The following is a 21668-nucleotide window of genomic DNA, read 5'->3' on the forward strand; positions in this document are numbered from 1 at the left end:
CAGCCGTGCGGTATGGTCAAGGCGTGTCTCGAGCCAACACGACGTCGGAGTCGCCCCCCTCCCTCACCTCCCGCACCCAAGCGCCGGCCGCGCCTATCTCGGCCCGGCAGTCCAGCTTGCGCACCGCCAACCTCGCGCTGCTGGCCGGCCACGTGTTCGCCGCTCCCGAGCCCGTCTCGCGCGCCGACGTCGCCGCCGCAACCGGCATGACCCGCTCCACCGCCTCACGGCTGGCCGATGACCTCGTCGCTGCCGGCATCCTCACCGAGCTGGACCCGTCGCCCGCATCCGGCCCCGGCCGGCCGGCCGTGCCACTGGCGCCCGCTCGGGGCACCTTTGTGGCCGTCGGCCTGGAAGTGAATGTCTCGCGCATAGCGGTGCGGGCGATAGACCTGTCAGGCCAGGTACTGGCCGAACGAGTGGTGCTGGATTACCTGGAGGCCTCCGACCCGGCGCGGGTGCTCCCCCGCCTGGCGGAGCTGGCCACGGATGTGTTGGCCCTCGACGCCGTAAGGCATGCGCGCAAGGTTGGTGCAGCGATCGCACTACCCGGACTGGTTTCGCACGAGACCCTGCTGCGCGCCCCCAACCTGGGGTGGGAGCGGATCGATCCGCGGCGATACCTGGCGGCGGCGCTCGAAGCCGACGGCCTGGTGCTGCGCCTGGGCAATGAGGCGAATTTCGGTGCCCTCACCGCGGGCCGCACCCGCCCCGCAGCACCTCATTCAGACCCGTCTTACATTTACCTCTCCGGCGAGAACGGCATCGGAGCCGGGATCGTGCGCGACGGGCAAGTCATGTTGGGCGCTTCAGGATTCGCCGGGGAGATCGGCCATATTCAGGTTGATCCCACCGGGCCACTGTGCACCTGCGGCAACCGCGGCTGCGTGGAGCGCTACGCGGGGCGCCGTCTTATTCTGGCTGCCGCTGGCCTTGACGAGGCCGCGGCGCCGGAAGAGCTGGTAACCGCATGGGAGGCCGCAGTTCCCGCCGCGCGGCATGCCGTCACCCGGGCCGCGCAGGCGCTCGGCGTCGGGCTGAGCGCCGCCATCAACGTCCTGGACATCCCCACCGTGATCCTGGGCGGGCACCTCGCCCCGCTGGCCGAGATACTGCGCCCCGAATTGGAGGCGGAGCTACGGCAGCGCGTGCTTTCATCCCGGTGGTCCGTACCCCAGGTGATCACGACCTCCCAGGACCAGACGCCGGCCGTAACCGGCGCGGCCTGGTCGCTGCTGGAGGAGGTTGTCGCCGACCCCGCGACCTGGATCTGACCATCCGGCTCCTCTACCCCAACAGCCCCCTCCCCGCACCGAGACCGGCACTAGTTACGTACCGAGATCGGCAGATATGGCGCACGAGCCGCCCGTAGGATTGCCCACGTGGGCGAGGACGGCACGCGGGGCGACGTCGAGCTGCTGCTGCGGGTGGCGCGCATGTACTACGAGCAGCACCTCACCCAGGCCGACATCGCCCGCGAGATCGGCTATTCGCGCCCCAGTGTCTCGCGCCTGCTAAACCGCGCCCGCGAGCAGGGCATCGTGCACATCACCATCTCCCACCCCTTGGAGCACATCCTCTCGGTGGAGAAGCGCCTGCGCGAGAGACTGCCGCTCAGGGCAGTCCGAGTCGCAGAGGTCAACGGGACCGACGTGATCGGTGCCGTCGGACAGGCCGCCGCCGAGCTGCTAATCGACTCGGTCGCAAACGGGCAGGTCGTCGCCGTCGGCAACGGGCGCTCCATCCAGGCCGCCGCCCAGCGCATCCCGCAGATCCCGCGAGTGGACTGCACCATAGTCCAACTGCTCGGCTCGATCCCCGGCGGCCTGCCCTCCTGGGGCCGGGATGCGCCGACCATCTGCACCCGCATCGCCAGCCAGCTGGGCGCGAAGGTGTCCCGCATGCCGGTGCCACTGATCGTCGACAATCCCTCACTGCTGCGGCCACTCATGCGCGAGGAGAAGGTGGCCACCACCCTGGCACTGGCAGCCCGTGCAGATGTGGCACTCGTCGGCGTGGCCGGGGTGGAGGCGAAGGGCGCGGGCAACATCCTGGCCGAGTACCTCACCCCGGACGTGCGCGAGGCCATTCGTACGGGTGGAGCGGTGGGGCACATCCTTGACCACCATTACGACGCCGCCGGAAACCCCGTTCCCACTCCGCTGACACCGCGCACCCTGGCGCTACCGCTGGACGAGCTGCGGCGCATCCCGCTGGTCATTGGAGCGGCCGGCGGTGAGGACAAGGTGGAGGCGATCGTCGGCGCCATCCGGGGCGGCATCCTGAGCGCGTTGGCCACCGACTACCAGACCGCCCTGTCAATCCTCGACATGCTCTGAACGGTGAAGTCTCCCCCGTTCAACCGGGTCGGTAAGGTCGCTCTTCGCGTTTGAGGGTGTGGTGGCGGGGTTGACGGGCCGGGGAAAGTGTCCAGATTCGGGACAAACGGTGTTCCGGCGCGCGATGCCACCTGCCAGAGCCGCATGGTTCCAACGACTCCGAGGACGCCTGTTTGCGCGGGCTGCGCGTTTGTCCCGAATCTGGACAGTTTTGACCGTAGTACGCCGACCAGCCTGACCGCGACGACGCCCTACAGCACCTCAACCCTGACCGCAGGCACGCCTGCACCATCCGCCACCAACAGCCGCATCCAGCAAGGCAACCGAACCAACACCCCCACACCTTAAGAGCCCCGAAACCAGTCATGCCACGGGGCGATGGATGTCGCAGGCCGGTGGGATGATGGCGGGGCCTCCACGGCGCAACCCCGGATCAACGCAGAAGTCTCTGCCGGGGAGTGTGCACCGAGAGGAGGTGGGCTCTGGGCATGTCGAAGAACCGGAAGCGCTGACGTCACCGGGCCAAGGCGCAAACGGGGATGAAGAGTAAGCAAAAGGCCCAGATCTGGCGGACGGCCATTGAAACTGTTCCGCCGATGATCTGGGCCCTTGCGGCTCTGCTCAGCGTCCTACTAGGCCGCTGAGATCAACATCCCGGATGTCTCCGGGGAGTCGGGCGGTTACCGCCGCTCGGCTCCCCACAATGGTCTCACAAGCCATCGGCGCCAGCCTTCTTCACCGGCCGCCGCCCCCGCTAATCCGTTTCCGCCTGCGGAACCGCGGCACGCTTGCGGTGGTAGAGCAGGTAGGCACCCACGCGGGCGCGCAGGCTCGGGCGCACTTCCTGCGGCCAGCGGCGGGCGACGTAGGAGACGGCGTCATCCACCTCCAGCCGCTGCGTGGAATTGCCCACGCGGACCCATAGTTCGGTACCGCCATTGCCCTTGGGGCCCTTGAGGTACACGGGCACGGGCGAGGGCGGCACCGTCACCCGGCATACCTCACCGGCCCCGTCCGCGGCCGCCGCGAAGTCCAGACGCGGCAGCGCCGCGGCGTTCGTCCCCAACCGCACTCGCCACAGGCTGCGCAGGAAGAGCTCGAAGCGGTCGGCGTCGGGTTGACGCAGGGTGGCGTAGTCCGGGTCCAGGCCGATCAGCCGCCCGTCGTCGTCGACGCCCAGCAGCAGGGTCCCGCCCCGGGAGTTGAGGAAGGCGGCCACGGTCTTGGCCACAACCGTCTCCATGGCGTCGTCGCGCTTGCCGGTGTGCATGTTGACTCGGGCGGAGGATTTCAGCTCCAGACGCTCCGACTCGCCCCGCCGGGCCACCTCGGCGATCGGGTCCAACGGCGGCTCGTGCTGGATGCGGGTTATGACCAGCGCGGTCAGTCCCACCACGATCACGGCGACGACGACGGCGGAGGCCAGCATCCGCGGCGCCCATAAGTAGTCCTCGTTGAACAGCCACGCGCCCCCGGCGAACCCGGCCCACAGCCCGATCAGAGCGGTGAGGGTGGCGGTGGATGTGGAGATACGTGCCCGCCGCCGCACCAGGTGGGAGGCGAAACGGCCGGCCAGGTAGGCCACGAGCAGCGCCGCCGGCTGAATAAGGACGGCGAACAGTAGCACCGGGCTGCGCGGCGCCGGTGGGAGTGCGGTGGAGTTGAGCGGCAGGACGCTAAGCAGGCCTGTGAACGAGACGGGCATGGTGCCCCAGCGTAGGGCAGTACGCTCAGCCGCAATCCCGCAGGTGCCGAGCCAGCAACGTCAGGTCGGCGGGACTCAACCGGTCCGCGGCGTTCAGGTGGTGCCAGAACGGGTACGGCAAGCCGGTTGCGCTGACCTGTTCCAGCCGCTCCATCTCCTCAGCAGTGAGCACCAAGTCGGCAGCACCGAGATTCTGCTGCAACTGCTGCTCATTGCGGGCCCCCACGATCACCGAGGTGACCGCCGGCTTGGCCAGAACGTAGGCAAGAGCCACCTGACTGGGTGCGACGCCGTGCCCGTCGGCGATCGCCACGAGTTCCTCGACGATGTCGTAGAGGACTTCGACGTCATACACCGGCGGCTCGTCCCAGCCCTCCACGTGGCGGCTGCCGGCGGGCGCGTCGACTCCGCGGCGGTACTTGCCGGTCAGCAGCCCGCCTGCCAGCGGGCTCCACACCAGGATGCCTATGCCCTGGTCCACCGCGGCGGGTACGATCTCGTGCTCGATATCCCGGGTCTGTACGGAGTAGTGCACCTGGTTGCTGACGAACGGGGTCAGGCCGTGACGGTCGGCGGTCCACAGGGACTTCATCATGTGCCAGGCCGCATAGTTGGAGCAGCCGATGTAGCGCACCTTGCCCGCGTGCACCAGATCGTCCAGGGCGGTAAGCGTCTCCTCCAGGGGCGTGACCCCGTCCCACTCGTGCACCTGGTAGAGGTCGATGTGGTCAGTGCCCAGGCGGCGCAGGCTCGCCTCCACGCTGCGCATGATGTGGTGCCGGGAAAGGCCGGCGTCATTGGGGCCCTCCCCCATGGGCATCCGCACCTTGGTGGCGATCAGGACGTCCTCGCGGTCCGCGCCGAGCGCCTTGCCGAGGATCTCCTCGGACAGTCCGGCGGAGTACATGTCGGCGGTGTCGAAGAGGTTCACTCCGGCGTCGCGTGCGATGTCGATTTGCCGACGCGCTCCGTCCACATCAATCTGACCCACCGTGCGCGCGAACCCGGTGCCGCCAAAACCCATGGTGCCCAGGGTGATGGTCGAGACCCGTAGGCCGCTTTTGCCAAGCTGTCTGTATTCCATGACACATACGGTACGACTCGATCTGCGGGGGCGGAAGGGGCTCTCGGCACCTCCCACCCCCGCGGATCCGCGACCCTCAGGCCGCCCAGGCGGCCAGCCCCTCGAAGATGAGGCGGCCGACGACGGAGCCGCCGTCGAGCACCCCAATGCTGCGAGAGGCGGAGTATGCGGCGCGTCCGTGCACGGCCTCCATCTCCCGGGTGGACTCCGATCCCTGGGCGGCCGCCTCGGCGGCGCGCCGCAGCAGCTCGCTCAAAGCGGTCTCACCTCCGGCGACGGCGCCCTCGGTGAGCGCCGTCGTCCCGGGCACGAGCGCGTCCAGGATGGTCTTCTCCCCCGGCTTGGACTCGGCCTTGTCCATGATGGCCTCCACGCCCGCCTGCAGGGCCTGCGCGGCAGTGACGACGTCGGCCTCGGTCTTGCCGCGCAGCGCTCGTGCCATACCCATCATCCCGAAGCTGAGGATGGTTCCCAGTGACGACGGCGCCGCGCCGTTGAAGGCCTTGGCCGCCCCGCGCAGGAGCTGCCCGAGGTCGGTCTGCTCCTGGGCGGCCAGGTACTCGGCCAGTGCCCGGAAGCCGTCGTCCATGGAGATGCCCAGGTCTCCGTCCCCACTGACCTGGTCCAGGGATACCAGGTAGTTCCGGTTGGCGGTCATCAGGGCGCTGATTTCACCGGCGATTGCCGCAAGTGACTCACGGTTCAGCATGTGGGCCTCACTTGTTCGCATTGGTGTAGAAGGGCGTGGTGGCCGGGGCGCGCAGCAGTTCCTTCAGCTCGGCGTCGAGCTTGAACACGGACACTGACAGCCCCGCCATCTCCATGGAGGTGGCGAACTCGCCCACATGGGGCATGACTACCGTGACTCCGCGTTCGGCCAGCAGGGCGTGCACGGAGCGGTACACGATTAGTTGTTCCTCCAGCGGTGTGCCACCCAGGCCATTGATCATCACCGAGACCTCGTCCCCGGCGGCCAGCGGCAGGTCCGCCTCGATGGTCTCCAGGATGAGGCGGGCGATCTCCTCGGCGGTCATCATGGGGCGCACCTCGATGCCGGCCTCCCCGTGGATGCCCATGCCGATCTCGATCTGCCCCTCCTGGATGGTGAAGGTCGGCTCACCGACCTTGGGGACAATGCACGGGGACAGTGCCACCCCCATGGTGCGGATGTTGTCCAGGGCGCGGGCGGTGACGGCGGTGACCTCGTCGAGTGTCATCATCTTCTCGGCGGCGGCCCCGGCGATCTTGAACGCGTAGACCAGCCCGGCCACGCCCCGCCGCTTGTCGGCGCGCTCCTTCGGAGAGCTGGCGACGTCGTCGCGGCCGAGCAGCTGCCGGGTCTCGATATCGTCGAACTCGACGTCCTCGCAGGCCATGCGGAAGTTGAAGACGTCGCCGTTGTAGTTGCCGTACAGGCACAGGACGCCGGCGCCGCGGTCGCAGGCGCGGATCATGTCGGCCATCTTCTCGGCGGCCGGTGAGGCGAAGACCTCCCCGACGGCGCATCCGTCAAGCATGCCCTGCCCGACGTAGCCGAGGAACAGGGGCAGGTGCCCGCTGCCGCCGGCGGTGACGACGCCGACCTTGCCCTCCGGCGCCGGGTAGCGTGAGACGAGCACCCGGAAGTCGCCGTCGAGCAGGGCGACACGGTCGCCGTAGGCCGCTTCGATGCCCTCCATGGTGTCGCGGACGAAGCTGTCCGCGCTGTTGAGTATCTTCTTCATGCTTGCCTCCCAGAGTTCTACGTGCCGTCTCAGTGCTGGTTGGGGAAGGTGATCTCCGCCGGATACGCCCACTTCTGGAGCTCCTCGGTGGCGAAGGACTCGGGCTCGACGCCGCCGTTGGCCGTGAGCGCCTGGTGGTAGAGCTGGGCGAGCTCCTCGATGTAGGCGGCCTTGAGGTAGGCCTCGTACAGGTTGCGGGAGTCGACGGCGACGGCGCCGTGCTTCTCCAGCAGCACGCAGTCGGCCTCGCGCACGGCCTGACGCACCGAGGCGGCCAGCTCGGGGGTGCCGGGGCGGCCGTACGGGGCCACGGGAATGCGCGCCCGGCTCAGCCCCAGGTTGGCGACCTCGTAGACGATGGCGGGGATCGGCTTGTTCAGCAGCGCGAAGGAGGTGGCGTAGGCCGAGTGGGTGTGCACGATGGCCACCAGCTCGGGACGCTCCTTGTAGATCTCCAGGTGCATGAGCACCTCGCTGGTGGGTCGCAGGCCGGATTCGTTCTCGACGACGTGGGCGTCGAGGTCCATGACCACCACGTCGCGCGGGGTCAAAAGGTCACGGTCCAGGGAAGTGGGCGAGGCGACCAGCAGGCCGGTTTCGGCGTCGCGGATGGAGAAGTTGCCGGACTTGTGCTTGCACAGCCCGTCGTGTTGCGCCCGCTTGGCGATCTCGCACAGTTCCTTCTTCAGGGTTTCAAGCATGAGTGTTCTACTTTCTGGTTTCGATGGATTCTCGGGTGTTGATCAGGGCCGCGGCGGCGGTGGGTCACCGCCGTCGCCTGGGTCAGTCACCTCAGACGGTGACTCCGGCCTCGACGGCGGCCGCGCGCGCCTCGTTGCGCTCCTTGATCAGGCTGCGCGAGTACGCCGCGAAGCAGACCAGCCAGGCCACGAAGATGACCAGCGGGATGAAGTTCCCGTCGAGGACTTGCATGAGGTGGGACAGCGCGTAGGTGAAGATGGGCGCGTCGATGGAGGAGTTGGAGATCATCTGCCCGGCGGACAGCTCCACCGCCCTGGTGGAGTTGGCCAACTCGGTCATGAACGGGGCGAAGGCGGTGCCCACCCACAGGAACACGGGCGCGAAGATCGTGCACTGGATGAGCATCCGGATGATGTTGCCCTTGCTGGCGAAGTAGGCCGCCACCGCGATGCAGATGTTGATGATGCCCGCAAAGGGGAGAATGCCGTTGCCGGGCAGGAAGAAGGCGTAGGCGAGGGTCACCGGGATGGTCCAGATCACGGCGATCCAGATCTCATTGGCGCCGCCGAGGAAGGGCCAGTCAAGCCCGACGAACAGCTGCCGGTCGTTGAAGCGCTTGCGCATGTACTCGGAGATGGCGTTCGAGATCGGCTCGAGCGCCTGCATGAAGTACTTGGAGATGACCGGAAACAGGGTCAGCGCCGTCGCGGCCTGAATGCCGAGCGTCAAAATGGCGGCGACGTCAAACCGGGCGAGGACGCCGAACAGGATGCCGAGGATGAAGCCCAGCACGTGGTTCTCGGCGAAGATGCCGAGCTTGTCGCGCAGGTCGGCGGCGTTGAACGAGCGGTCGAGCCCGGGGATCTTGCGCAGCAGCCAGTCGATCGGGTACATGGGGGCGGCCAGGAACACCATGCGGTGAGTGATCGTCACGCCCGGAATGCCGGTCATGGTTTCCACCCGGTGCTGGTGGAAGTCCGCGGTCTTCAGCTCGAAGACCACCTGAATGGCCGCGATGACAAATGCCAGCCACACCATTCCGGTTATGTAGTACACGGCGACGGCGGTGAAGATCTTGCCCCACACGTTCCACAGGTCCGCGTTGAAGGTCTCGGTCTGCTTCAGCAGGATCAGCACGATGTTGATGCCGATCACCAGTGGGAACATCAGGAAGGCGTAGGGCCACGACCAGGAGATCGTGGACATCGTCGTCCACCCGCCGTCGGTGATGGGCAGGTCCACGCCGATGGTGTCCGACATGGCCTGAGCGGCCGGCGTGATCGCCTCGGTCATGTAGCTGATGAGCATGGTCATGCCGGAGAAGGCCACGCCCAGGGTGATGCCCGCGGAGATGGCGTCCTTCACCTTCATCCGGACGATCAGACCGGCGATGATGATGATTATGGGGACGAAGATGGCGGCCCCGAGCGAGAGCAGGAAGTTGACGGAGTCCTGAAGGATTTGCATGTCAGTTGCTCCCGGAGGACTTAATGGCCTCGATCAGCTTGGCCAGCTCCTGGTCCTGCCCCATGCCGGTCAGGAACGCGATCCCGTTAATGACGGGGACGGAGCGGGGCTTGTTCTCCCGCACGATGGTGATGTAGGCGGCGGCGTCGGCCAGGTGGCGGTCGACGGACTTCAGGTCGACGGCCTGGACGTCGGCGTCGACCTTCGCCTCCTTCAGTAGGCGGCTGACCTTGCTGGCAACCGTCTGGGATGTGGCGACGCCGCTGCCGCAGGCGACTACTACTTTTGCGGTCATGGTGGGTTCTCCTTGTGAGTGGGTGGGTGCGGGGTGTGGGTGTTTCCGGCTCAGGCGGCCTCGATGCCGGACATGCCGGAAAGCACCCGGTAGTACTCGTCCGGGGTCTGCGCCGCGCTCAGCTGCTCCATGAAGGCCGGGTCCTGGAAGGCCTGCAGCATGATTTGCAGTACCTCCACGTGGCGGTCCTCCTGCACGAAGCCGAGGACGAAGATGAAGCGAACCGGGTGGACGACGTCGTCGTTGCCCATCTCCCGCCAGTCAATCGGCCTGGCCAGGCGCACCGAGGCGATGAAGGGCTTGACGATGTGTTCGACGTCGGAGTGGGGGATGGCAACCGCCTCCGGCATGGTTGGGAGCGCGGTCGGGTACTTGCGCTCGCGTTCCACCAGCGCCTCATGGAAGGTTTCCCGAATGTAGCCCGCGCGCAGGAGCTCCGCCGAGATCCGTTCGAAGAACTCCTGCTGGTCATTCACCTCCCAGTCGAGGCGGATCAGGTCGGGCTTGAGCAGATCCAGCTGCATCGCTGCCATCTCCTTGCGTCTCGTCTTCGAGTACCAGGGTCCGGACGAGGTCCGGACACCTCGGGAAACTAGCGGCAAGTGCCCGCAGAAAACACCCCTTCGGCGAGCATATGTTCACCAATGGGCTATCAGATCTGCGCGCCCAGTCGGCGATATGGCGCCAACTACCAGGCGATTTCCCGGTCGCACCGGCGCGCATTCACATCCGTCTATGAACATTCGTTCATCACCCTATCGGCTCGGCGTAGCGCCAGGCGCGGCCCCGGCAGCACCGGGGACGGCAGCGCCCGGCCTCACGCCCGCCCGCAGGGGCCCGGGCGGCGGCGCACTCGGGCCGCGCAGGACCTCACACCCGCACCGCTCGCCCGGCGCCGGCGCGCACCTCCACGGCACCCTTGATGCCCACCCGCCGGACCACCACCTACCGCCGTTTGTCTTTTCGAGATACATTTATCGCGTGCAAGCTCTCATGCACGTTCATCCCCCCCCGCGCACCAGCTCCGCGGCAGGCGCCATGCGGCGGCGCTCCGGCTCCGCCCAGCGCAGCCGCGCCCGTGGCGGCGCTGGCGCACGCACCTGTGTGCTCCGCTTCGTCTTGCCCGGCGGGCCGCTCGCGTGGATGATGCATCCAGCTTCCGCAGCGTGCGCGCTCACCGACCGGGCGCACGCTGGCACCAGCGCCTGCACTGCAGGCAACTCCGCAGACCGCTAGACAACCAATCAGACGACCGACCAGACGATCAACAAAGGAGCTGCCCATGAGCACCGAGCCCCTCGAGCTCACCGACCTGGACCTCAAGGCCATTAACGTCGCCAAGGCGCTGGCCGCCGACGCCGTGGAGGCGGCGGGCTCTGGTCACCCCGGCACGCCAATCTCGCTGGCACCAGTGGCCCACCTGCTCTACCAGTACGAGCTGCGCCACGACCCCGCCGACCCGAACTGGCTGGGCCGCGACCGCTTCGTCCTGTCCGCCGGGCACGCCTCCCTGCTGCAGTACTGCCAGCTGTTCCTGACCGGCTACGGCATCCCTATGGAGGGCTTCACCCACTTCCGCTCCCCCGCCGGCCTGCCCGGGCACCCCGAGTTCGGATACACCCCCGGGGTTGAGACCACCACCGGCCCGCTGGGCGCGGGCTTTTCCAATGCCGTCGGCCTGGCCATCGCGGCCCGCCGCGAGCACGGCCTGTTCGAGCCGGACGCCGCCGACGGCGCCTCCCTGTTCGACCACTTCGTGTACACGATCATGGGCGACGGCTGCATGCAGGAGGGCGTCGCCTCCGAGGCCGCCTCTCTGGCCGGCACCCTGCAGCTGGGCAACCTGATCGCCATCTATGACGACAACGACATCTCCATCGAGGGCGACACCGATATCTCCTTCACCGAGGACCCCTCCAAGCGCTTCGAGGCCTACGGCTGGCAGGTGCTCGACGTCGACTGGAAGGCCGGCGGCGCCTACCACGAGGACCTGCAGGCCCTGCACGAGGCGCTGGTGGCGGCGCGTGCGGAGACCAAGCGCCCAACGATGATCCGCCTGCACACGATCATCGCCTGGCCCTCCCCCACCAAGCAGGGCTCGGAGGACTCTCACGGCGCCAAGCTCGGCTCCGAGGAGGTCGCCGGGCTGAAGACCGCCCTGGGGCTGGACCCGCAGGCATCCTTCCAGCTGCCCGACGACGTTCTTGCCTTCACCCGCTCGCACGCCGCCGAGCGCGCCGCGGCCGAGCGCGCCGACTGGGACGCCCGCTTCGCCGCCTGGCAGCAGGCCGCCCCCGAGCGGGCCGCCCTGCTGGAGCGGCTACAGGCAGGCAAGCTGGATGCGGGCCTGGACGCCGCACTGCCGGTGTGGGAGGTGGGTGACGCCCTGGCCACGCGTGCGGCCTCCGGCAAGACGCTCACGGCCCTGGCGCCGGTGGCCCCGGAGCTGTGGGGCGGGTCCGCGGACCTGGCCGGCTCCAACAACACCACCATGGCCGGGGAGCCCTCCTTCCTGCCCGCCGACCTGGCTCGTTCCGACGGTGACGGCCCCTACGGGCGCACCCTGCACTTCGGCATCCGCGAGCACGCCATGGGCGGGATTCTCAACGGCATCGCACTGGACCGTCTGACCCGCCCGTACGGGGGCACCTTCATGGTGTTCTCCGACTACATGCGCCCGGCCGTGCGCCTGGCGGCGCTGATGGGCCTGGGGTCCATCTTCGTGTGGACGCACGACTCCATCGGCGTGGGCGAGGACGGCCCCACCCACCAGCCGATTGAGCACCTGGCCGCGCTGCGCGCCATCCCGGGCCTGGCGGTGGTCCGTCCCGCTGACGCCAATGAGACGGCGGCCGCGTGGGCGGAGATCCTGCGCCGCCCGGAGGGCCCGGCCGGAATCGTGCTGTCCCGGCAGAACCTGACCGTCCACGCTGATGCCGAGACCGCCCGCGCCGGTGTGCACCGCGGCGCTTACGTGCTGGCCGAGGCCACGGATGCTGCTGGCACCGAGGTCTCCTCCGCGGTGGTGCTGGTCGCCACCGGCTCCGAGGTGGGCGTGGCCATGGACGCCCGCGAGGTGCTGCAGGCCGAGGGCACGCCCACCCGCGTGGTCTCCGCCCCCTGCCTGGAGTGGTTCGCCCAGCAGGACGAGGCCTACCGGGCCTCGGTGCTGCCCGAGGCGGGCGTGCGGGTGTCCATCGAGGCCGGCTCGGCCATGGGCTGGCGCGAGATTGTTGGCGACGACGGCCTGATCGTCTCCCTGGACCGCTTCGGCGCCTCCGCGCCCGGCACGCAGCTGTTCAAGGAGTACGGCTTCACCGGCGAGGCGGTAGCGGCGCGGGTGCGCGAGGCCCTGGCCCGAGCCTGACAGGCCGGCCACTACAGCGCGGGCGGACCACCTTAACGGGTTGTCCGCCCGCGCCTGATTATCAACTCAGCTCGCCCACGCCCGGTCGGCGTGTTCGTCCCACCGACAGGCCCAGACACCACGAGTCGCGTTCCACGACCCCCGGGAAGTTCCACGACCTTGGTGTGCTTTCCACGACCACCCCGGGGTCGTGCAACAAGCACAAAGGTCGTGCAACAAGCACCAGGGACGTGGAACGCAACCCCCAACCGCGGGCACGCGCCGGGCGCTGCGGCCTGGTGGGCCCAGGGGCTCGGCGTGAGCACGCGCCGCACGCTCATTCGCGGCGCGCTTCTAGCGATTTGGCGTAATTACGCGGAAAACGCATCAACCGGTGAACGGTACAGTCGGCTCCCATGTGCGGCGACCCTCGCGGCGCACATGGGAGCCGACCAACCTCCGCCGACCTGAAACCAAAAACGTTGAAATACCAGGCAAAAGCCGTAGGTCGGCTGGATCGGCGGGGTGGTTTAGCGTGCGCCGCGCCCGGGATGACTCACCCGGCATGCCCCTAACTACCCGCCGGCCATCCACCGACCAGCGCCATCACCCACCCACACACGCACACCCGAGTTCACCCACACACCCCCAAACCGGAAGAGCCCGCGATGTCGGACAACAAATATAGAGGAGCCCCGGTCCTCCCATGCGGTCTCACGTTTGCGCGACCGTATGGAGGACCGGGGCAGTCCGGTTACCGCCCTAATGGTGCGGCGACCGGATGAGGTCAGTCAGTGACGCTTCTGCGGCTGCGGTGCAGGAGCAGGCCCGAGAAGACCAGGCCCGCCGCCAGCATGGTTGCCGCGGTGCCCGCGAAGCCAGTCTTGGCCAGGCTCTTGGAGGAGCCGGCGGACTTGGCGCCGGTTGTTGAAGCGGCCTCCGCACCGGGATCCGTTGACCCGGTGGACGGCTGCGTGGCCACAGAACCGGAACCAGACGAGTCGTCCCCACCAGGAGCACCAGTACCACCTGCGGACGGACCCGCGGAAGGCTGCCCGGCGGAGCCGCCACCGGCGTTGCTCGTGGGAGCGGCGGAGAGGTCGGTGCCGGGGTCCGAGGTGCCGCCGGTCGACGCATCTGTAGGCGCGGCGCTCGGCCCAGCCGACGGGTCATCGGACGGCGCCTCGGGACCGGCCGACGGGGTATCCGTGGGCTCGTCGCCCTGCTCCGAGGTCGGCTCAGTGGACGGCTGCTCCGAGGGCTCAGCACCGGGGCCACCGGTCGGGTCCGTGCTGGGCTCGGCGGATGGGTTGGTTGACGGCTCATCCGTAGGCTCGTCCGAGGGCTCTACGGAAGGATCACCCGATGGGTCTTCGGAGGGCGTGGCAGGACCGGTGGATGGCTCACCAGACGGGTTGCTTCCCGGCGCCGCGGTCGGATCGGTCGACGGCTGGCCTGTAGGCTCAGCACTCGGCTCGGTCGTGGGACCTGTGGACGGCTCTACCGACGGCTCGACGGACGGCTCCACAGTGGGCTCCGAGGAAGGCTCAGCACCCGGCTCCGTCGTGGGGTCATCGCCCGGCTCAGGATCGGTCGCGTAGAAGCCACCCACGGCGCTCCCAGAACCAGAAGGCACCTCGGCGGTGGTCTCATAGACTACGCCGTTGACGGTGAGGCGACTAGTTTGGGATGCTCCACCCTTCGAATAGTAGCCAACAGAGCACCAGTCGCCGGGACCTTCCACAGCAAATGCAAGGCTCCCACCGCGATCATTTTGATCATAGGCGGCATCGGGGTAGTAGTATCCTTTATTGAACTCGTTATCTGACGACTCAAGCTCCCACGAGCCACCCTTAGAACAGACTGGACCTAGAAGGTAGTCACAAAACAAACCGGTATCCTTGTCGCACAGCCCTAAGATCTCATAAGAGCTAGCCCCACTAATATGAAAGTTCCAAATACCTACACGGTAACCTTCATCACCTTGGGGCTCAGGGTCGATCCTCCCAGATATCCCTGCGACGAGTTGCAGATCCGAACCTGATTCGTACTCAATCACGAATTCAGCGTCACCCACATCTATCCTCGAGGTTCTTTTAACAGATCCCTCTTCGCCATCCACGAATGGCGTGTTAACGAATACCTTGAGAAGCCCATTACTGAGATAATCATATTCCTCAGCGCTCTCATTCAGCACGCACGACAATAAGACGTCACGATAGAAACCCTCAGTGTTTCTATCGCTACTCTCACAGTGCCCTACCACGACGCCATTCGCGTCCGTAAGATCGAAGTCATAAGACCACCCATATCCGTAGTCTCCTCGGGCGGTCTCACCCGCGTGCCATGTCATGCCATCCGTAAGCCGAATCTGGAGCTGGTCGCCCGCACGGGGGCTGACAGCCTCCCAAGAAATCGTTAGCTCCAGATCTGAGAGCGAATCCGTTGTCGGAACCGCTGCCTGGACGCCGGTGACGGTGATGTTGTTGCGGCCGTTCTGGCCTGCCACGGTGGGCGGGGCCGGGTTCTCGGTGGGCGCGCCGACCTGGCGGGCCGCGGTTGCCGCCTGCGCCTGCGGGTGTGCCACCTCATCGCCGGCCTGCGCTGACACACCCGCTGCGTCGGGATCCTGCTCCGCGGCGTCCTCAGCGTCAGCGGGCTCGCCAGCGGCAGCATCATCCGACTCCGTCAGGACCGCATCAGCATCGGCGTCGGCGTCGGGGACTCCAACAGCCTGAGGCGCCTGCTGCTCTACCGCGGAATCGTCTGCGGCCTCAGGCGCGACGGGAGCCGACTCAGACGCATCATCCGACTGCGTCAAGCCTGCGCCCTCGGCGTCCTGGGCTCCTGCGGCCTGCGCCTCATCATCGGGCACCTCGGCCGCTACTGCTACAGCAGTATCCGCAGTCTCGCTGGTTCCGGCGTCGTCGCCGGGATCAGAGGCAAGGGCCGGGGCGGTCAGGCCACCCAGCCCCAAGAAGAGAGAGAGAGAGAGAGAGAGTAAGAGTGCTCTCCGTCTCCTAGGAACGGGGATCATCGGTTGTACCTTTCTGGGAGACGGCGCGGGAAGCAGCCCGAACCACGAGCACCCTCCCAACACCGGTACGATGACGACTGAAAACAGCCGCGCATACATGGTCCCTGACCCCGCGATTGGTGTCAACACGTTAACGATTAACTGTACGTTACCTGTGCCGAAGCCAACACCACGACCCCCGGCGATGTTCCACGACCCCGGGAAGTTCCACGACCTTGGTGTGCTTTCCACGACCACCCCGGGGTCGTGCAACAAGCACCAAGGTCGTGGAACGCAACCCCCAACCGCGGGCACGCGCCGAGCGCCGCCGGTGCGCCGCGCCTAGAAGCAGGCGAGCGGCCCCGCCGGGCCCGCGATCACCTGGATGGGGGTGCCGAAGACGGCGGTGAGCACGTCGTCGCGCATGATCTCCGCCGGCGGGCCGAAGCGGAACACGCTCCCGTCCTTCAGGGCGCAGATGCGGTCGGCGTAGCGGGCCGCGAAGTTGATGTCGTGCAGGACGATCAGCACGGTACGGCCGAACTCCCGGGCGGCGCGCTCCAGGTGGTTCATCATCTCCACGCTGTGGGCGATGTCCAGGTTGTTCAGGGGCTCGTCCAGCAGCACGTAGTCGGTCTCCTGGCACAGCACCATGGCCACGTAGGCGCGCTGCCGCTGCCCGCCGGACAGCTCGTCCAGGTGGCGCCCCTCCAACTCGCCCAGGCCGAAGAAGTCGATGTAGCGGGAGATGATGCGCTCGTCGTCGGCCGTGAGCCGCCCACGGGAGTAGGGGAAGCGGCCGAAGCCCACCAGCTGGCGCACGGTCAGCCGGGTGATGAAGTGATTCTCCTGCCGCAGGATGGACAGCACCCGCGCCAGGTCCGCCGACTTGGTGGAGGAAACGTCCAGCCCGGCCACGCGCACCGCGCCCTCGTCGATCCCCAGCAGGCGCCCCACCATGGTCAGCAGCGTGGACTTGCCCGCCCCGTTGGGTCCGATGAAGGCGGTGATGCCGCCCGCGGGCAGCTCCAGGCTGACCGGGCCGATGGCGACCTCGGAGTTGTAGACCTTGCGCACTTCGTCCAGCTCGATCACAGGCGCCCCTTTCTGAGTACGACGGCGAGGAACACCGAGCCGCCCACCAGCTCGATGATGATGGAGACGACGCCCTGGGCGTAGAACACGTGGCGCATGATGAAGTAGGCACCCGTGAGCACGAGCAGTCCCAGGCTGGCGGCCATGGGGAACAGGTAGCGGTGGTCGTAGGTGCCCGAAAGCTGGTAGGACAGGGTCGCCACCAGGAAGCCGAGGAAGGTCATGGGGCCGACCAGTGCCGTCGAGGTGGCCATGAGCACCGAGACCAGCACCAGCACGCCGATGGTGGCGCGGGTGTGGCTCAGGCCCAGGCCGGTGGCCGTGTCCCGCCCCAGCGCGATCACGTTGAGCCGACGCGAGCAGAGCATCAGGGCCGCGCTCGCCGCGAGCGCCAGGGGGATGGCGATCGGGTAGTACTCGGGAGCGGCGTTGGCGATGGAGCCGAACAGCCGGGCCGAGAGCAGGTCGAACTCGCTGGGGGTGAGCAGGCGCTGCATGAAGGTGGTGACGCTGCCCAGCGCGGAGCCGATGACGATGCCGATCAGCAGCATCGAGTACAGGTTGCGCGCGCCGCCGGTCAGCAGCCAGGAGTACAGCAGCAGGGACAGCCCCACCATGAGCGCCAGCCGCAGGGCGAACATGGGGGCGGTGCGGGTGGCGGTCAGGCCGGTGGCCCCGAAGAAGAAGATGGTGGCGGTCTGGATGGCCCGATACAGGGACTCGAATCCCATGATCGACGGCGTGATGACGCGGTTGCCGGTGGCGGTCTGGAAGGCGATGGTGGCCATGGCCTGGCATACGGCTACCACGATCATGGCGACGACGGCGTCCAGGCGCCGCTCGGCGATCAGCCAGAAGCCGCGGGTCCCCGGCGCCATCGGGTTCCTCCACACCAGCAGGCCGACGGCGAAGCAGACGGCCAGGCCGGTCACCCCCAGGTAGGTCAGCCACCAGCGACGGCGGGCGGCGGGCGTGGCGAAGGCGCCCGAGCGGCGGGCAGCGGGACTGCTCGTGGCCGCGCTGGGATCGGTGGGGGCGCCCGGTGTCGCGCCCGTGCCGGCGGGGGCGCCCCGTGTCTCGCCACCCGCGGGGTGGCCAGTGACCGGAGCGGCAGTGACCGACGTCGTCGGCGCCGCGGAGGCTTCGGGGCTCATGCTCCTCCCCTCCCGGTCTGGCGGATGATCAAGGCGATGAACACCGCGGCCCCCACCAGGCCCAGCACCACAGCCACCGGAATCTCAAAGGGGGCGATGATGGTGCGGGCCAGCAGGTCGCAGGCGGTGACGAGCCCGATGCCCACCAGGCACACCCAGGGCAGGTTGGAGCGCAGGTCGTCCCCGCGGTGCATGGACACCAGGTTGGGGACGATCAGCCCCAGAAAGGGCAGCGAGCCGACCACCACGGTGACGGTGCCGGTGGCCACGGCCACCAGAGCGGTGCCGATCAGCACGGTGCGCCGGTAGTCGACGCCGATGTTGGTGGCCACGTCCTGCCCCAGGCCGACGGCGGTGAGGCGGTCGGCGTAGTGGAAGATCGCGGCCACGACCCCCACCACGATCCACAGCACCTCGTACTGGCCCCGGTACACCGAGGTGAAGCTGCCCTGGAACCACACCCCCAGGGACTGCAGCATGTCGGTCTGCAGGGCGAACAAGGTGGACACGGCGCTGACCACCGCCCCCAGCATCATGCCGATGATCGGCACCAGCAGGGAGGAGCGCAGGGAGACCCGCCGCAGCAGCAGGAAGAACACCGTGGTGCCCAGGAACGCGGCCACCACCGCGCCGGCCATACGCCCCAGCACGCTGGCGCGCGGGAAGAGCACCATGACCGCCAGCAGGCCCAGCCCGGCCCACTCGGTGGTGCCGGTAGTGGTCGGCTCCACGAAGCGGTTCTGGGTGATCAGCTGCATCACCAGGCCGGACATGCTCATGGCCGCCCCGGCCAGCACCAGCGCCAGCGTGCGCGGGACGCGGACATTGCGGAACATCTCCCAGCCGTCCGCGTGGGACAGGATCGAGTACTGGCCGGTGGCCAGGCTCAGGCCCAGCAGAACCACCACCACTACCAGCCCGACCGCGAGCCCCCGGCTGACCAGGGGCTCGCGGGTGCGGGCGGCGGCGTCAGTAGCGCGGCCAGCCGGTGCGTCCGACCTAGAGAGCTGCCGAGTGCTCAGTTCTGTGCACCTTCGAAGGCGTCGGCAATCGAGTTGAGGATCTCCGTGTAGGTGATGATCGACTCGTTGGTGTAGGTGTCCTCCGGGGCGTAGACGATCTGCCCGGCGCCGACCGCGGTGACGTTCTGCAGCGCGGCGTTGCCGGCGATCACATCCGCGGCGGGCGTGTAATTGGCGTCATCCGCGGAAATGGCCGCGTCGCGGTCCATGACGAAGATCCAGTCCGGGTTGGACTCGGCGATCTGCTCCACGGAGACGTCGTCTCCCTGGTGGTCATCGGTGGAGCCCTGAACCTCAAGGGCGGGCTCCAGCTCGAGCAGGTCGAACAGTGGTCCCCAGGTGCGTCCGGTGGTGGGGCCGGAGTAGCCGATCTCCCCGCCGGAGACGATCACCGCCATGACCTTCGAGGAGCCGTCGTAGGCGTTCTTGGCGCGCTCCAGGGCAGTGTCGAAATCAGTTATGAGCGCCTCGGCCTCGGTCTCCTTGCCGAAGACCTGCCCCAGGGCGGTCACCTGGCGCTTGAGCTCGGCGTCGAAGGACTCACCGTCACGGGGCTCAAGGTCCAGTAGGGCGGCGTCCGGGGTGAGCTCCGCAATGGAGTCGTACTGGTCGGCGAAGCGCTGGCCGATGATCACCAGGTCCGGCTCCGCCGCGACCAGGGCCTCCAGGTCGGGCTCGCGGTGGTTGCCCATGTCGGCGACGTCGTCGCTGTCATAGGCGGTGATCGAGGAGGGGATGAGCTGCTTGGGAGCGGCCACCAGGGGCACTCCCCACTCGGCCAGCACCTCGAAGGTGCGGTTATCGGTCGAGGCGGCCCGCTGCACGGGCAGGGCGATCTCCACGCTGCCGTGGTTGTCGTCGATGGTGACCGCCGTTGGCTGGGCGGAGGCCTGCGAGGTTGCAACCGTTGCGGCGCCGTCGGCTGCGGCGGTGGAGCTGGAGGTGGATGCGGTGTCCGTGGATCCGGAGCAGCCTGCCAGCGCCAGGCTGACAGTCGCAGACAGGGCCAGGAGCACGGGGAGTTTGCGAGACATGTGTTCCTTCGGGATGGTAGGGCTCGCGCGGAACGGCCCACGCGAGTGGTGCAGGCAACCTTCACCAACTTAGGTCAGGTTCACCTACGTGAGGCTAACCTACGCTGCACCCGAGGTGCTTCACAAGCGCTTGGCGTCGCGGGAACGGCGGAAGTCACGCGCCAAGCGCGGTCTATGCGGCGAGAGCCCGGCTCACCGCGCCGAGCCGGAGGCAGTGGCACTCGCCGACGCGCTGGCCGCAGCCGTCGCCATTGCCCTACTGGCATCAATGGCTGCAACGATGTCCGGCACGTGGTTCTCGCAGCACCAAGGCAGTGACAGCGGGGAGGCCGCCGCCAGGCTCATGGCGGCAGCCTCGTCGGCGACGAACAGGGCCGTGCCGTCAGCAACGGCCGGGATCTCGGCCAGCCGGTCGTCCGCCTGGACGGCTTCGACGGCGGCGTCGCCGTCCACCTGAGCCCACAACAGATCCGCATCCAGCTGCCCGGCCTCGCTGAGCGGGTAGTCCACGGAAACCGCTCCCGCAACCCCCTCCACCGCCTGAATGGCAGGCGCGGGGGCCAGGCCCAGCTGCCGCAGCACCTGCGAACGCGTGTCAACCTCGGTGAACACGGTTATCGACGGGCCGCCCGCATCGAGTGCGACCGCCGCGTAGGCGGCACCCGAAAGGGAAGGATTCAGGGTGCGTGCGGTGGTCAGTACGTCCGTGGTGGTGTTGACCAGGGCTTCTGCGGCGGCGGAACGCCCCAGCGCCCTGCCGACGGCGACGGTCACCGCCTCCCACGAGACCTCGTAGGCAGAGGCGTCGGCCGGGTACGCCAGAGTGGGGGCGACGGCGGACAGGCGCGCGTATTCATCCTCGCTCATGCCCGAGTGCACACCGAGGATCAGGTCGGGCCCAAGCGCGGCGACCGCATCGGCGTCGACGTCGTGCACTGTGGCGTACAGCGCGGGCGCGGCGGCGGTGTCCCAGCCGGCGCCCAGCGCTTCAAGACCCGCGGTGGTCCAGGGGTAGGCCTCCTCGCCGTCGGCGCCCGCAGTGACGGCGGGCATACCAATGGGGACCACGCCGAGGGAGATGACCACATCGGCGTCGACGGTGGATATGGCCACGATACGGGTCGGCTCGGCCGCGATCGTGGTGGAGCCGTAGGTGTGGGCGATGGTGATGGGGAAGGACTCGGTGGCGCCCTGCGAGGCGTTGCCCGCGGCGGCGGACGGGCCCGCAGTGCTGCCGCCGCCGGAGGCGCAGGCCGCCAGCAGTGCGGCGGCGCCCGCGGCGGCGGCGCCGACCAGGAGGCCGCGACGGCTCAGCCGGCGGGTACCGGTGCGGGCGGCGGAACCGGTGCGGCGCCGATCGGCGCCTCGGGCGAGGTCGGTAGAACCGGTGGAATCGACGGAATCGGCCAAAGAAGTGCTTCCCTTCGGTCGGCGGCCCCGGCGCCGGGCGCCCGGGCCTCGGTCGGGGGCATTTTCCTATGTGAGGAGGCCGCGCGGCAAGGTTGCCCGCGCTTCGCGGGGACCGAGTACGCGCCCGCATGCCTGCGTGCAACGAGGGGCGTTGCGCACGGGAGCAGCATCACTGGCCTCGGGCCGCGAGAGCACTTACGCGTACTTTCGCGGGAAACCGGGTGCACCCGAGCCTGCTCGGACGGCTCTTGCGCGACGCCGACTCTGCAGCGCGG

Annotated in this window: 17 protein-coding genes; 3 read left to right on the forward strand and 14 right to left on the reverse strand. The window is 68.2% G+C overall.

What is annotated here, in order from left to right; genetic code table 11:
- Positions 1 to 23 precede the first annotated feature (23 nt).
- Both CWT12_RS10990 and CWT12_RS10995 read left to right on the forward strand, forming a co-directional pair.
- Positions 24 to 1274: an ROK family transcriptional regulator gene (locus CWT12_RS10990; protein WP_237564164.1), complete on the forward strand. Its 1251-nt coding sequence runs from the start codon at positions 24 to 26 to the stop codon at positions 1272 to 1274.
- Between the two features lie 108 nt (positions 1275 to 1382).
- A complete protein-coding gene (locus CWT12_RS10995) occupies positions 1383 to 2339 on the forward strand; it encodes a sugar-binding transcriptional regulator (RefSeq protein WP_161924829.1) in 957 nt (318 codons plus the stop codon).
- A 754-nt stretch (positions 2340 to 3093) separates the two neighbouring features.
- Here CWT12_RS10995 and CWT12_RS11000 read toward each other — a convergent pair.
- From CWT12_RS11000 to CWT12_RS11035, 8 genes are all read right to left on the reverse strand, one after another.
- A complete protein-coding gene (locus CWT12_RS11000) occupies positions 3094 to 4044 on the reverse strand; it encodes an AlbA family DNA-binding domain-containing protein (protein ID WP_161924830.1) in 951 nt (316 codons plus the stop codon).
- Between the two features lie 25 nt (positions 4045 to 4069).
- Positions 4070 to 5128, reverse strand: coding sequence for an aldo/keto reductase (locus tag CWT12_RS11005; RefSeq protein ID WP_161924831.1), 1059 nt, complete (start codon positions 5126 to 5128; stop codon positions 4070 to 4072).
- 76 nt (positions 5129 to 5204) lie between these two features.
- A complete protein-coding gene (locus CWT12_RS11010) occupies positions 5205 to 5837 on the reverse strand; it encodes a dihydroxyacetone kinase subunit L (protein ID WP_161924832.1) in 633 nt (210 codons plus the stop codon).
- Between the two features lie 7 nt (positions 5838 to 5844).
- On the reverse strand, positions 5845 to 6852 hold the full coding sequence (locus tag CWT12_RS11015; protein ID WP_161924833.1) for a dihydroxyacetone kinase subunit DhaK: 1008 nt from the start codon (positions 6850 to 6852) through the stop codon (positions 5845 to 5847).
- Positions 6853 to 6881: 29 nt separating this feature from the next.
- The gene (locus CWT12_RS11020; protein ID WP_161924834.1) at positions 6882 to 7553 is read right to left on the reverse strand and encodes a class II aldolase/adducin family protein; all 672 of its coding nucleotides are present in this window, start codon (positions 7551 to 7553) and stop codon (positions 6882 to 6884) included.
- Positions 7554 to 7644: 91 nt separating this feature from the next.
- The gene (locus CWT12_RS11025) at positions 7645 to 9021 is read right to left on the reverse strand and encodes a PTS galactitol transporter subunit IIC (RefSeq protein WP_161924835.1); all 1377 of its coding nucleotides are present in this window, start codon (positions 9019 to 9021) and stop codon (positions 7645 to 7647) included.
- A 1-nt stretch (position 9022) separates the two neighbouring features.
- Positions 9023 to 9316 (reverse strand): PTS sugar transporter subunit IIB, encoded by a 294-nt coding sequence (locus CWT12_RS11030; RefSeq protein WP_161924836.1) that lies wholly within the window; start codon positions 9314 to 9316, stop codon positions 9023 to 9025.
- Positions 9317 to 9366: 50 nt separating this feature from the next.
- A complete protein-coding gene (locus tag CWT12_RS11035) occupies positions 9367 to 9849 on the reverse strand; it encodes a PTS sugar transporter subunit IIA (RefSeq protein WP_161924837.1) in 483 nt (160 codons plus the stop codon).
- Between the two features lie 749 nt (positions 9850 to 10598).
- On the opposite strand from CWT12_RS11035, the gene tkt reads away from it, so the two are divergent.
- Positions 10599 to 12683 (forward strand): transketolase, encoded by a 2085-nt coding sequence (gene tkt / locus CWT12_RS11040; protein ID WP_161924838.1) that lies wholly within the window; start codon positions 10599 to 10601, stop codon positions 12681 to 12683.
- Positions 12684 to 13449: 766 nt separating this feature from the next.
- On the opposite strand, the gene CWT12_RS11045 is transcribed toward tkt, so the two are convergent.
- The 6 genes from CWT12_RS11045 to CWT12_RS11070 all read right to left on the reverse strand — a co-directional run bounded on the left by CWT12_RS11045 (position 13450) and on the right by CWT12_RS11070 (position 21393).
- Positions 13450 to 14274 (reverse strand): hypothetical protein, encoded by an 825-nt coding sequence (locus CWT12_RS11045; RefSeq protein WP_161924839.1) that lies wholly within the window; start codon positions 14272 to 14274, stop codon positions 13450 to 13452.
- Positions 14275 to 16020: 1746 nt separating this feature from the next.
- A complete protein-coding gene (locus tag CWT12_RS11050; RefSeq protein WP_161924840.1) occupies positions 16021 to 16773 on the reverse strand; it encodes an iron ABC transporter ATP-binding protein in 753 nt (250 codons plus the stop codon).
- Positions 16770 to 17927: an iron chelate uptake ABC transporter family permease subunit gene (locus CWT12_RS11055; RefSeq protein WP_161924841.1), complete on the reverse strand. Its 1158-nt coding sequence runs from the start codon at positions 17925 to 17927 to the stop codon at positions 16770 to 16772. The genes CWT12_RS11050 and CWT12_RS11055 overlap by 4 nt, the downstream gene beginning before the upstream one ends.
- Complete coding sequence (locus CWT12_RS11060; protein ID WP_308807199.1) at positions 17924 to 18835, reverse strand: ABC transporter permease; 912 nt, start codon at positions 18833 to 18835, stop codon at positions 17924 to 17926. Before CWT12_RS11060 ends, CWT12_RS11055 begins: the two co-directional genes overlap by 4 nt.
- A gap of 110 nt (positions 18836 to 18945) precedes the next feature.
- Positions 18946 to 19983, reverse strand: coding sequence for a siderophore ABC transporter substrate-binding protein (locus CWT12_RS11065; RefSeq protein WP_161924842.1), 1038 nt, complete (start codon positions 19981 to 19983; stop codon positions 18946 to 18948).
- Between the two features lie 192 nt (positions 19984 to 20175).
- Entirely contained in the window at positions 20176 to 21393 is a 1218-nt protein-coding gene (locus CWT12_RS11070; RefSeq protein WP_161924843.1) for an ABC transporter substrate-binding protein, read from the reverse strand.
- Positions 21394 to 21668: the final 275 nt, after the last annotated feature.

Source organism: Actinomyces sp. 432, assembly GCF_009930875.1.
Lineage (GTDB): Bacteria > Actinomycetota > Actinomycetes > Actinomycetales > Actinomycetaceae > Actinomyces.

Excerpts from the sequence above, each read along its gene's own strand:
- tkt (WP_161924838.1), top strand. The coding sequence starts at position 10,599 with ATGAGCACCGAGCCCCTCGAGCTCACCGACCTGGACCTCAAGGCCATT.
- CWT12_RS11005 (WP_161924831.1), bottom strand. The coding sequence starts at position 5,128 with ATGGAATACAGACAGCTTGGCAAAAGCGGCCTACGGGTCTCGACCATC.
- CWT12_RS11055 (WP_161924841.1), bottom strand. The coding sequence starts at position 17,927 with ATGAGCCCCGAAGCCTCCGCGGCGCCGACGACGTCGGTCACTGCCGCT.
- CWT12_RS11030 (WP_161924836.1), bottom strand. The coding sequence starts at position 9,316 with ATGACCGCAAAAGTAGTAGTCGCCTGCGGCAGCGGCGTCGCCACATCC.
- CWT12_RS11025 (WP_161924835.1), bottom strand. The coding sequence starts at position 9,021 with ATGCAAATCCTTCAGGACTCCGTCAACTTCCTGCTCTCGCTCGGGGCC.
- CWT12_RS11065 (WP_161924842.1), bottom strand. The coding sequence starts at position 19,983 with ATGTCTCGCAAACTCCCCGTGCTCCTGGCCCTGTCTGCGACTGTCAGC.
- CWT12_RS11020 (WP_161924834.1), bottom strand. The coding sequence starts at position 7,553 with ATGCTTGAAACCCTGAAGAAGGAACTGTGCGAGATCGCCAAGCGGGCG.
- CWT12_RS11010 (WP_161924832.1), bottom strand. The coding sequence starts at position 5,837 with ATGCTGAACCGTGAGTCACTTGCGGCAATCGCCGGTGAAATCAGCGCC.
- CWT12_RS11035 (WP_161924837.1), bottom strand. The coding sequence starts at position 9,849 with ATGGCAGCGATGCAGCTGGATCTGCTCAAGCCCGACCTGATCCGCCTC.
- CWT12_RS11015 (WP_161924833.1), bottom strand. The coding sequence starts at position 6,852 with ATGAAGAAGATACTCAACAGCGCGGACAGCTTCGTCCGCGACACCATG.
- CWT12_RS11000 (WP_161924830.1), bottom strand. The coding sequence starts at position 4,044 with ATGCCCGTCTCGTTCACAGGCCTGCTTAGCGTCCTGCCGCTCAACTCC.